Source organism: Thermomicrobiales bacterium (genome assembly GCA_023954495.1).
Taxonomy (GTDB): domain Bacteria; phylum Chloroflexota; class Chloroflexia; order Thermomicrobiales; family CFX8; genus JAMLIA01.
Genome location: JAMLIA010000098.1, coordinates 1 through 10764 on the forward strand (window position 1 = coordinate 1; position 10764 = coordinate 10764).

Annotated in this window: 10 protein-coding genes, 2 tRNA genes and 1 pseudogene; 1 reads left to right on the forward strand and 12 read right to left on the reverse strand. The window is 60.7% G+C overall.

Annotated features, from left to right (window positions below):
- The 12 genes and pseudogenes from M9890_14095 to M9890_14150 all read right to left on the reverse strand — a co-directional run.
- A partial coding sequence (locus M9890_14095) for a M81 family metallopeptidase (protein ID MCO5178085.1) occupies positions 1–1070 on the reverse strand: 1070 nt, incomplete at its 3' end.
- Between the two features lie 82 nt (positions 1071–1152).
- Complete coding sequence (gene glgA, locus M9890_14100) at positions 1153–2388, reverse strand: glycogen synthase (protein ID MCO5178086.1); 1236 nt, start codon at positions 2386–2388, stop codon at positions 1153–1155.
- 175 nt (positions 2389–2563) lie between these two features.
- Positions 2564–2636 (reverse strand) — tRNA-Gly (locus M9890_14105).
- A 12-nt stretch (positions 2637–2648) separates the two neighbouring features.
- Positions 2649–2721 (reverse strand) — tRNA-Pro (locus tag M9890_14110).
- 50 nt (positions 2722–2771) lie between these two features.
- Entirely contained in the window at positions 2772–3716 is a 945-nt protein-coding gene (locus M9890_14115; protein ID MCO5178087.1) for a bifunctional riboflavin kinase/FAD synthetase, read from the reverse strand.
- 6 nt (positions 3717–3722) lie between these two features.
- Positions 3723–4646, reverse strand: a complete 924-nt coding sequence (gene truB, locus M9890_14120) for a tRNA pseudouridine(55) synthase TruB (protein ID MCO5178088.1) — start codon at positions 4644–4646, stop codon at positions 3723–3725.
- Complete coding sequence (locus tag M9890_14125) at positions 4630–5697, reverse strand: bifunctional oligoribonuclease/PAP phosphatase NrnA (GenBank protein ID MCO5178089.1); 1068 nt, start codon at positions 5695–5697, stop codon at positions 4630–4632. The genes truB and M9890_14125 overlap by 17 nt, the downstream gene beginning before the upstream one ends.
- Positions 5694–6101, reverse strand: coding sequence for a 30S ribosome-binding factor RbfA (gene rbfA, locus M9890_14130; GenBank protein MCO5178090.1), 408 nt, complete (start codon positions 6099–6101; stop codon positions 5694–5696). The genes M9890_14125 and rbfA overlap by 4 nt, the downstream gene beginning before the upstream one ends.
- A 74-nt stretch (positions 6102–6175) precedes the next feature.
- Positions 6176–7969 (reverse strand): translation initiation factor IF-2, encoded by a 1794-nt coding sequence (gene infB, locus M9890_14135; GenBank protein MCO5178091.1) that lies wholly within the window; start codon positions 7967–7969, stop codon positions 6176–6178.
- 166 nt (positions 7970–8135) lie between these two features.
- Positions 8136–8471 (reverse strand): YlxR family protein, encoded by a 336-nt coding sequence (locus M9890_14140; protein ID MCO5178092.1) that lies wholly within the window; start codon positions 8469–8471, stop codon positions 8136–8138.
- Positions 8472–8486: 15 nt separating this feature from the next.
- Positions 8487–9521, reverse strand: coding sequence for a transcription termination factor NusA (nusA, locus tag M9890_14145; GenBank protein ID MCO5178093.1), 1035 nt, complete (start codon positions 9519–9521; stop codon positions 8487–8489).
- Positions 9512–9733 (reverse strand): annotated as a pseudogene (locus tag M9890_14150) (transcription termination/antitermination protein NusA). Before M9890_14150 ends, nusA begins: the two are co-directional and overlap by 10 nt.
- Positions 9734–10133: 400 nt before the next feature.
- Here M9890_14150 and M9890_14155 point away from each other — a divergent pair.
- A partial coding sequence (locus M9890_14155; protein MCO5178094.1) for a YvcK family protein occupies positions 10134–10764 on the forward strand: 631 nt, incomplete at its 3' end.

The window sequence follows — 10764 nt, forward strand, 5'->3', positions numbered from 1 at the left end:
GTCACCGTCGAGCCAACGCCGGCATCGATGCAGGCCTGTACCGCGTCACGATCCATGATCTGCGCGTAGGCAGCCGACTTCGCGTTGGCCTTCAACAACCCGCGCAGGATTTCGGCACCATCGCCGGCTGTGCCGCTCGCACCCGAGTCGGAGATGTCCGCCAGGACATAGACGCTGCCTTCTTCGCCGGCCAGCGCCTCTGCGATGGCGTCGTCGATCGGCGTCGGATGAATTGTGAAGTCCTCGCGCTTGTCCCAACAGAGCTGCGCGAGCTCGTTGGCATATTTCTGAGCCAGCGCCTGGTCGCCATCAGTGACGACAATCGTCGCCACGCCAGTGAACGGCACGTCGGAGAAGGGGAAGCCTCCGAGCACAGTTGCCGCGAGAACGCCGTCTTCGGTCTCCATCTCGCGCGCGCGATCGATTGCATCCTTCATCGGCGATTGCCAGGTTGTCACCATCGACTGATTCGGCGCGATGAGTGGCACACGAACGTGCGCCATCGCCGGGTTGACCTTGCCGTTGATCGTGTCAATCAGCATCTTCATCGCGTGGCGGCCGGTCTCAGGCATGTCGATGTGCGGGTATTCCTTGTACCCGACAAAGGCCGTCGTTTCAGCCATCATCTCGTCTGACAGGTTGGTGTGCAGGTCCAGCGGTGCGATGATCGGAACTTCGGGTCCGACCAGCTCGCGGATGGCGGTGATCAACGGACCTTCGCCATCGTCGTTGTGCTCCAACGCCATCGCCCCGTGAATGCCGAGCAGGACGCCGTCAACCGGCAGCGCTGCCCGAATGCCTTCCAGGATCTCATCGCGCAGCGTCTCAAACGCTTCTTTTGAAACGCGACCGCCTGGAACCGCGTGCCCGTAGGTCGTCGGAATCAGCTCGACTCCTTGCTCCTTGGCCTCGGCGACAATGCCGCCGTAGATCCCGCCAGTGCCGTCAAGATCCAGGATGTCCTGACCGCGAACGATGCCACTCGACCCCTTGGTGAAGTCGCTCAGGCTCGTTGGTTCCCACTGGAATGTGTTCGTCTCCTGGGCGATCCCACCCGTGACGATGCGCATGCGCATGCCTCTCCCTCATGAAGCGTCTGACTTGCGGCAGTATCGCCGCACACGCGGATATCAGCAACACGAGTCCGCAAGGCTATGGCGTCGCTGAATGGTATGCGGAGATGACTTCGCGGTACAGCGCGATCGTCTTTTCGGCGACGGCATCCCATGAAAAGTGAGCCTCAACTCGTGCGCGCCCCTGCTCGCCGAAGCGCGTCCTGAGGTCGGCATCAAGCGCAACTTCGTTGATGGCGCTCGCCAATCCCGCTGAGTAGGCGGCAGGATCGACGGGCTCGAACGTCCCCGGTCGCAGCTCGAGGTCGACCAGCAGGCCAGTCTCTCCGGGCACGACGACTTCAGGAATGCCGCCGATATTGGAAGCGACGACCGCCGTGCGGCAGGCCATCGCTTCCAAATTGATGATGCCGAACGGCTCATAGACTGACGGGCAGCAGAACACAGCGGCGTGCGAGTAGAACTGAATCACTTCGTGGCGCGGCAGCATCTCGTCAATCCAGATAACGCCCGGGCGCTGCTCGCTGACGGCGGCAACGCGCTCGGTCATCTCCTGGCCGATCGCCGGCGTGTCCGGCGCACCGGCCAGCAGTACGATCTGCAGAGACGGATCGATGTCGGGAATCGCATTCACTAGATGGATGATGCCCTTCTGGCGGGTGATGCGCCCGACGAACAGCACGTACGGCTTCTTCGGATCGACACCTCGCGCTCGTAGCACATCAGTCGACGGATCGAACTGGTATTCGTCGAGGTCGATGCCGTTGTGGATGACGTGAACTCGGTCGGCGTCGACCGCGAAGTTGTTGAGGATATCCTGGCGGGTCTCCTTCGACACGGCGATGACGGCGTCGGCGGCCTCAATGCTGGTGCGTTCCATCCACGAACTCATATGATAGGCGGCACCCAGCTGCTCAACCTTCCATGGCCGGAGTGGTTCCAGCGAGTGCGTTGTCAGAACAAACGGTACGTCCCACAGCATCCGGGCGAGGAACCCGCCAATATCGACGTACCACGTGTGGCAGTGAACCACCTGCGCGTTGAGTGTGTCCTTCGCCATCGCCAGGCTTCGTGAGAAGGCATCAAGCGCCCCGCGATAGCGGGGATCGGTGCCGGATTGCAGCTCATCCCAGCCGCGGTAACCGCGCACTTCCAGCGAACCGCTATCGATCTGCTGATCGCCGAAGGACCGAACTTCAACTTCAATTTGCCTGGCCAGCGCGCGACTGAGGTACTCAACATGCACACCTGCGCCGCCGTACACGTTTGGCGGATACTCGTTCGTCAGGAGCGCAACGCGCTTGAGCTCAGTCACTTCACCTCCAACAATTATCAACATTCCAGTAGTTGCTACTTGACAGCTGCAAGGCAACGACGATCCTATCACTGCCAGTCAGATGGCATGGACTACTCAATGCCAGCAGGACATAAAGAACGGCGGCACTGATTGCTCGATGCCGCCGAATACTTGCGATTGCTAGTGAATCGGGAGCGGGGGACGGGATTCGAACCCGCGACATTCTGCTTGGAAGGCAGACACTCTACCAGCTGAGTTACCCCCGCATGAGGTGCAAGTCGGGGTGAGAGGACTCGAACCTCCGACCTCAGCGTCCCAAACGCCGCGCGCTACCAACTGCGCCACACCCCGTCGCAGGTCGAAGTATACAGTCCGTGAGCTACTTCTATCGACTTCTGCGGCTAGACATTCTCGAGGATTGCGCGGGCAGACTGCTCGTCGCGGTTCATCTGCTCGATGAGCTGTTCAGCACTATCAAATGCCTGATCGCCACGAATGTGGGCAACGAACTCGATCTCAAGCTCCTGCGTATACAGGTCACCATTGAAGTCGAGGATATATGCCTCGATGATGTGGTTGTCGTTGTCGAATGTCGGTCGGGTGCCGATATAGACAATCGCCTTCCGTGCCGACATCTGGCCATCGGGAAGGTGAGCGAGCGCGGCATAGATGCCATCAGCTGGAATGCAAATTGTCGGATTGACCGTCAGGTTCGCCGTCGGAAAACCCAGCTCGCGCCCGCGCGCTTCGCCGTGCTCGACGGTGCCCAGCAACCGGTAGCGTCGCCCCAGACAGCGCTCGGCTTCCGCAACATCGCCGTTCCGGAGCGCACCGCGAATGTTCGAGCTGCTGATCATGGCGTCGTCGTCGTGCAGACGGGCGACGATCGTCGTGTCAAAGCCATGCGTTTCGCCGAACTGCCGGATGGTGTCGCAATCGCCTGCGCGGCCCTTGCCAAACCGAAAGCCCTCACCGACGAATACCTCGACCGGTTGAACGGTCGACAATAACAGGTCCAGAAATTCGTCGGGAGTGAGCGTCGAGAACTCGCGTGTGAATTCGATCACCGAAATGTCGTCCAGGCCGGTCGCGCGGAGCAACCGCAGCTTCTCGGACGGCGTGGCGATGCGGTCTGGCGCACGGTCTGGCCTCAACACCGCTACTGGATGCGGCTCAAAGGTGATGGCCAGCGATTTGGCACCGCGTTCGCATGCAGCCGTCCTGACCTTGTCGATCAGGTACTGGTGGCCGCGATGCACGCCGTCGAAATTTCCGATCGTAACGACATGGGGCGCATCTTCAACTACCGCCAGCGTCGCCTTCGCGCGCTCAAATGCCGTCGTCACGTCGTCTCACTCTCCGTCTGCTGCGAAGACGAATGCCGGTCGGATGCATCCGTCATCAACTGGTCGGCCCAGCCCCAGAAATCGACCATCTACACTATAAACGCGCAGCAGAGAATCGCCGGAATATGGATACGTGGCGCGTAGTTCGACCGACCGGCCATGATACCACGAAGCCGTACGTTCGCTGTCCAGGATCGCCGCGTTCAAATGAGTGACGGCTCGGTCGGGGTGCAGCGCAATATCGGTCCAACTGTCCTGAATGTCGCGCTCCGCTAGCTCATCGAGCGTCCATGATTCGTCGATCGAAAACCCACCGCTCGATACACGCCGGAGTCCATGGCAATACGCGTGGCACCCGAGCTGCTTGCCGAGATCGTGGGCGATCGAGCGAATATACGTTCCTTTGCCGCACTCGATATCGAGAAACAGATCGGGCGGATCGTAGGACAGGACAATGATCCCGTCGATGCGGACTCGCCGAGTTGGTGCGACGACATCCTCTCCGGCCCGCGCCCGTGCATAGAGGCGCTTGCCATCAACCTTGATTGCCGAGTACGCCGGTGGAACCTGCTCAACCTCACCGAGGAATTGCGTCAGGGCAGCAACAATGTCCTCGCGACTCGGATACTTGCCATCGCTCCGTGCGGTGACCTCGCCATCGACATCGTAGGTGTCTGTTGCTGCACCAAAGACGACATGCGCAAGATAGCGCTTGTCACTGTCTTGCACGTACTGGAGCAACCTTGTAGCCCGACCGACAGCGACAATGACGACGCCGGTTGCAAACGGGTCGAGCGTGCCGCCGTGCCCGACACGCTTCATGCCTACCAGTCGTCGGACGCGCGCAACCACGTCGTGCGACGTCCAGCCCGGTGCTTTGTCGATGACCAGAAATCCGTGGCGCATCGGCGGCCTAGTCGCGCTGCCCATCGCCATCACCAGAGACTTCGTCGATTGTGAGGGCCTTTGCCACGGACGTCAGGAACGCGTTGCGTGACGCGTCTCCGGGTTCGAGTCGCGCACCGGCAGCGCGCGGATGCCCGCCGCCATTGAACCGGCTGAGAATTCGTGCAACATCAACATCATCAGCCAGCGTTCGCATACTGACTCGCCAGCCCCACGGCTCGAGGTACAGCAATGCCGACGCGCGCGCGCCGATTGTGCCGGCCAGGAAGTTGACCAGTCCCTCGGCTTCAGCGCGGTTCGCACCAACGCGATCCAGCATGTCCTGATCGATCTGCGTCCAGACGAGCGGCCCCGCCCACTGCGTCCGCTGAAGAGCTTCAGCCCATAGCTGCACACTCGAAAAGGGCTTCAGGCGGAATAGTTGATCAACAATGACGTCGAGATCAGCGCCTTGCTCAACCAGCGTTGCTGCCGCACGCATCGTCGCTGGCGTTGTGCTGGGAGTACGCAACCCGAGCGTGTCGCCGTAGATCCCGGCTAACAGCGTCGTCGCGCAGTTGCGATCGATGTCGATCGACAGGGCGTCGTACATGTCGGCGATGATCTCGGCTGTCGCAGCGGCAGCAGGGACGACGAGGTTCAGCGCGCCGAACCGTGTGTTCGTGACATGGTGGTCGATGTTAATCGTATTGCGGGCGCGTTCAAGTGCTTCACCGTGTGAGGCATGCAGTGGGCCAAGACGCTTCTCGTCGGAACAATCAACGAAGATGATGAGATTGGCGGTAGCAATGATCGCCGGATCCTGCTGCATAACCAGCTGTGCGTTCGGGATGAACTCAAGGTTCGCCGGCAGCGCCGCATCGCCTGATGTCACCATGATTGGCTCGACACCAAGCGCCTCGCAGATAGCTGCCATGCCCAATGCAGAAGATACGGCGTCAGCATCAGGGTTGGCGTGCGTCAGGATGATGACCCGTTTGTTCTCTCGGACACGGTCGCGGATCTGGCGCGCAATAGCGGGAATGTCCCGCAGCTCCTCGTGCTGGACGAATTCTTCGCTCGTACGCTCAGTCATCGCGACTGCTCGTCTTCGTCATCGGAGACGTTGCCAGCGCCACTTTCGGTTGGCGTTGCCAACTCAGGCTGCAGCTCATTCAGGATGCGAGCAATCGACTCGGCGTGGGCCATTGATCGATCAAGTCGGAAGGAGATTTCGGGAATAGATCGCATCCGGAGACGAGGCGCGAGTGTGCGGCGGATGAACCCCGAGGCATTGTTCAACGCAACCAGCGAGTTGCGCTGCTCTTCTTCGGTTCCGTAGACACTTGCGAAGAGGCGCGCGTAGCGCAGGTCCGGGCTCATCTCCACATGGGTGATGCTGACCATGCCCAGACGCGGATCGCTCATTTCGTGCTGAATAATCAGACTGACTTCGTCGCGAATGAGATCGGCGACGCGTTCCTGGCGACGATCACTCATGGTCGCTCTCCGTCACAATGACGAACACCGGGGTGGCATGTGCCGCCCCGGTGTTCGCGACATCGCTGCCCGATTTACTGCGTTCGAGCAACTTCTTCGACATGATAGAACTCGAGTTGATCTCCAACTTCAATGTCGTTGAACCCCTCAAGTGTCGTGCCGCACTCGTAGCCAGCGGCGACTTCGCGGACATCGTCCTTGAATCGCTTCAGCGAGCTGACCATCGTGTCGGTCAGCACGGTGCCGTTTCGCAGCACGCGAACCCGCGAATTGCGGTTGATCTTGCCGTCCAGAACGTAGAGGCCGGCGACGACATCGCGACTCGGGAGCCGGAACGTCTCGCGGATCTCCGCGTAACCGTCGGTGACCTCGCGCTTCTCGGGATCCAGCAGACCCGACATAGCCGCACGGACGTCCTCGATCAGGTGATAGATGACGTCGTAGTAGCGGATGTCGATGTTCGCGGCGTCAGCACTACGCTTGGCGGCGGCATCCGGCCGGACATTGAAGCCGATGATGACTGCCCCCGACGCGGCGGCCAGGTTGACATCCGAGTCGTTGATCGCGCCGGTGCCACTCAACACTGTCGTCATCTTGACCGCAGACGATTCGTCGTTCATCTTGGCCAGTGATCCCAGAACTGCTTCCAGCGAACCTTGCAGGTCTGCCTTCACGATGACTGGCAGTTCCTTCGTGCCGCCTTCCTGCATCTGTGTATAGATGTCATCCAGCTTGACGATGCGGTTCTGGTTGAACGCCTCGGCGCGCCGCTGCCGCGCTCGCTCTTCTGCAAGAGCGCGGGCTGTGCGCTCGTCGGCAACTACCTGGAACAGATCGCCGGCCTCCGGCAGATCGAGTAGACCCAGCACTTCGACGGGCGCAGCCGGCTCGGCCTTGCGGAGCTTGCGACCGCGATCGTCAGACATCGCACGAATGCGTCCCCAGGTTGCCCCGGCAACGATGATGTCACGTGGTTTGAGCGTGCCCGACTGAACGAGCAGCGTCGCCGTGACGCCACGACTGTGGTCGATCTTCGCCTCGATGATGACGCCGACCGCTGGCTTGAGCGGGTTCGCCTTCAGCTCACCAAGATCGGCCAGCAGCAGCACGACCTCAAGAAGGTCGTCGATGCCCAGATGCTCCTTCGCAGAAACCTCGACGATCGGGATGTCGCCGCCGTATTCCTCGGGCATGACACCCGCTTCGGCAAGCTGCTGCTTGACGCGGTCCGGATTGGCGGCCGGCAGGTCGATCTTGTTCATGGCCACGATCATCGGCACACCAGCGGCCTTGACGTGCGAGATGGCCTCACGCGTCTGCGGCATGACGCCGTCGTCAGCTGCAACCACGAGGATGGCGACGTCTGTGACCTGCGCACCACGGGCGCGCATCGCAGTGAACGCTTCGTGGCCCGGAGTATCGAGGAAGGTGATCTTTCGACCCTGAACCTCGATCTGGTATGCGCCGATTCGCTGCGTGATGCCGCCGGCTTCGCCTTCGGCGACCTTCGTCTCACGGATGGCGTCGAGCAACTTCGTCTTGCCGTGGTCAACGTGACCCATGATTGTCACGACTGGCGGTCGTGGCGTCGCGTCAGGATCGCTCTGACCCTCAGCTCGACGACTCTCGATCTCTTCAGTCGCGGCCTGAACCACGTCGGGGACGTGCTCTTCAGTCTCGATCTCGAATGCGCGAGCAACGCCTGTGGCTGTCTCGTAGTCGACTTGCTGGTTGATGGTTGCCATGATGCCCTGCGACATCAGTTCCTTGATGACGTCAATGGGTGTGACATGTAGGGCCTCGGCGAGCTCGGCTACGCTCATGACCGAACCGAGTGTTACTGGCCCCTCGGGTCGAGGAGGTGCCATTGTCGCTGCGCCACCACGGCTGCGGTTCGCGTTGTCGCCTCGGTTTGATCCTCGTCGACCGCCGCGTGGACGACCCCTTGATGGTCCGCCTCCGCGCCTGTTCCCTCCACTCATCGTGAGCTCCTCTCCTCGTTTCGTGACATTCCCGGCGGGGCAACGATGCTGGTCAAACGGCAGGAGCCGAGTCATCCGGCGGGAAATGTGTCTGTGCGTATTCACGCAGACTTTCGCGCGTAACGTCATCGAGCGTCACTTTGAGAGCCCGGTCGATGAGACGCGAATCGATCGCACGTTGCCAGCACGATCGTCGGCGACAGAGATAGGCGCCGCGCCCATTGCGCTTTCCAGTTGTGTCCACCTCGACGCTTCCCTCAGGAGTGCGAACGAGGCGGACGTAATTCCGCTTCGCGTCGTGCTCGCGGCACGCAACGCAGAGCCGCTGCGGCACATGGCGTGGCCTCGGCCCCTTGCGATTGCGTTGTGCTGGTGCAGGATTGGCCATGCCGCGCTCCTGCACCTAGCTCGTCGCTACGTCGTCATAGAGCGGCAATTCCTCGCCGCTGTCGTAGTCGTATTTCGCGCGAATCTCGCGGCTGTAGTACACGTTCAGTACGTTGTCTTCAACCTCGACATCGACGCTCATGCCGACAAGATCGCTCGCCAGCGGGCCGAAGTCCTTGTCACGGACCGAGATCATGCCGTCTGCACGAACCAGTCGTGGCTGTCGCCCCAGCATCATGAAGTCTTCCGGGCCGGCCGAGAACGCGTCACGTGCCTCGCGGAAGAGATCGTCGTTCTGCTCGCGCAGCGATTCCGGGTCGTTGAAGTCGATCTTCCAGTTCGTCAGCTTGTAGGCGAGCCGCGCGTTCTGTCCATCCTTGCCGATGGCCAGTGACATCTGGTCGGTCGGGACGATAACTCGAGCGACATTCTCAGCCTCGTTCAGCGCCACGCTGATCGGCTTGGCCGGTGACAAGGCGTTGGCAATAAACGTGTTGATATCGGGCGACCATTCGATGACGTCGATCTTCTCGCCCATCAACTCGTTGACGATGTTCTGGATACGAACGCCGCGGATACCAACGCACGATCCAACCGGATCGACCTTTTCCTGTCGCGCGGCGACAGCAACCTTGCTTCGCAAACCCGGCTCGCGAGCGATGTTCATGATCTCGACTGCGCCAGAGTAGATCTCCGGCACTTCAAGCTCGAACAGGCGCTTAACCAGGCTCACGTTGGCGCGACTGACGATCAGCTGCGGTCCGCGTGGGTCCTTGTTGACATCCAGCAAATAGACTTTCAGGCGCTGACCGGGTCGGTAGCGTTCATTGGAAACCTGCTCGCGTACCGGCATGACCGCCTCGGCCTTGCCGAGCTCAACGATGACGGCGCGCGAATCGGCGCGCTGAATCACGCCATTCAGGACCTCGCCAACGCGGTCGGCGAACTCCTCGTAGACACTGCCGCGCTCGTAATCGCGAACCGCTGCAGCACGACCTGCTTGGCGGTCTGCGCGGCGATGCGGCCGAAGTCCTTCGGCGTTCGATCCCAGCGATAGATCTTGCCAATGTAGGCATCGGTGTCCATCCCACGGGCCTCGTCCAGCGAGATCTGCGCGGTAGGATCCTCGACCTCTTCAGCGACAGCCTTGACGACGAAGATGCTCACGCCGCCCGTCGCCGGATCGATCTCGACTTCAACGTTGTCTTCGGTGTTTTCCATCTTGCGATAGACGGTCTTGAGCGCATGCTCGACGGACGCCATGACGGCTTCCTTGGGTATCCCGCGCTCGGCGGCGATCTGTGTGATCGCCATATAGAAATCACTTTTCATCAGCGTCACTTTCTCCTTGGGACACGCGCGGACGAGAGGCGCACGCCTCGGCGACAGAATGCAAAACCAGCATCCGGATTGGAGCGGGCGACGGTGTCGGTCTCGCGGCGGCGCGCTGAAAGGCCCTAACAATAAACAAAGTGGGCAAACGCCCACTTCGACCAAGGGCCAGTCAGTTCCACCCCCGAATTATACCAGTCATTAGACGTAGAGGCGGGCCGGATTCCAGTCGCAACTGAGGCGGAAGTTGCCGCGTTTCAGGGCTTCCACAAGCCACATGTTATACTGGCCGCGCCTAGGGGCAGTGTGTGGGAGGCGGGATATCCAGTCGATGAAGCTTCGAACCTGGCTCCGACCCGGGATGCAGATTAAGCGCTGGATCCTTCTGCTACTCGCTGGACTGATCATGATCAGTCTCGCGCTCGCAATGGCGCTTGCCTGGATCTATCGGACCTACGATTTCCCCTCCTCAGCAGCTGGAATCGTACAGGCCATTACCCTGCAGTTTATTCCCCATCCATTCCGTGAGATCCTCGTTGTCACTGTCGGCGGTGGCATTACGATCTATGGCTTCCTGCGCCTTTCGCGCTCAATGCTGAGCCCGTTTATGGACACACGTCCGGGCAGCCCGGCGCTCGCCGAAATCATTGCGACGCATCGGTTCGGCGTCAGTGAGCCGGATCTGAGGATCGTCACGATTGGTGGTGGCACCGGGCTCTCAACGCTCTTGCGCGGACTCAAGCAGCACAACGTGTCGATCACCGCGATCGTAACGGTCGGTGATGACGGCGGCTCGTCCGGTCGGCTGCGCAGCGAATTTAACATGCCGTCGCCCGGCGATATCCGCAACTGCCTCGTAGCTCTGGCCGACTCGGAGATGCTGCTGAGCGATCTGTTCCAGTATCGCTTCGAAGCCGCTGACTCTGCGCTCGATGGGCATTCGTTCGGCAATCTCTTCATCA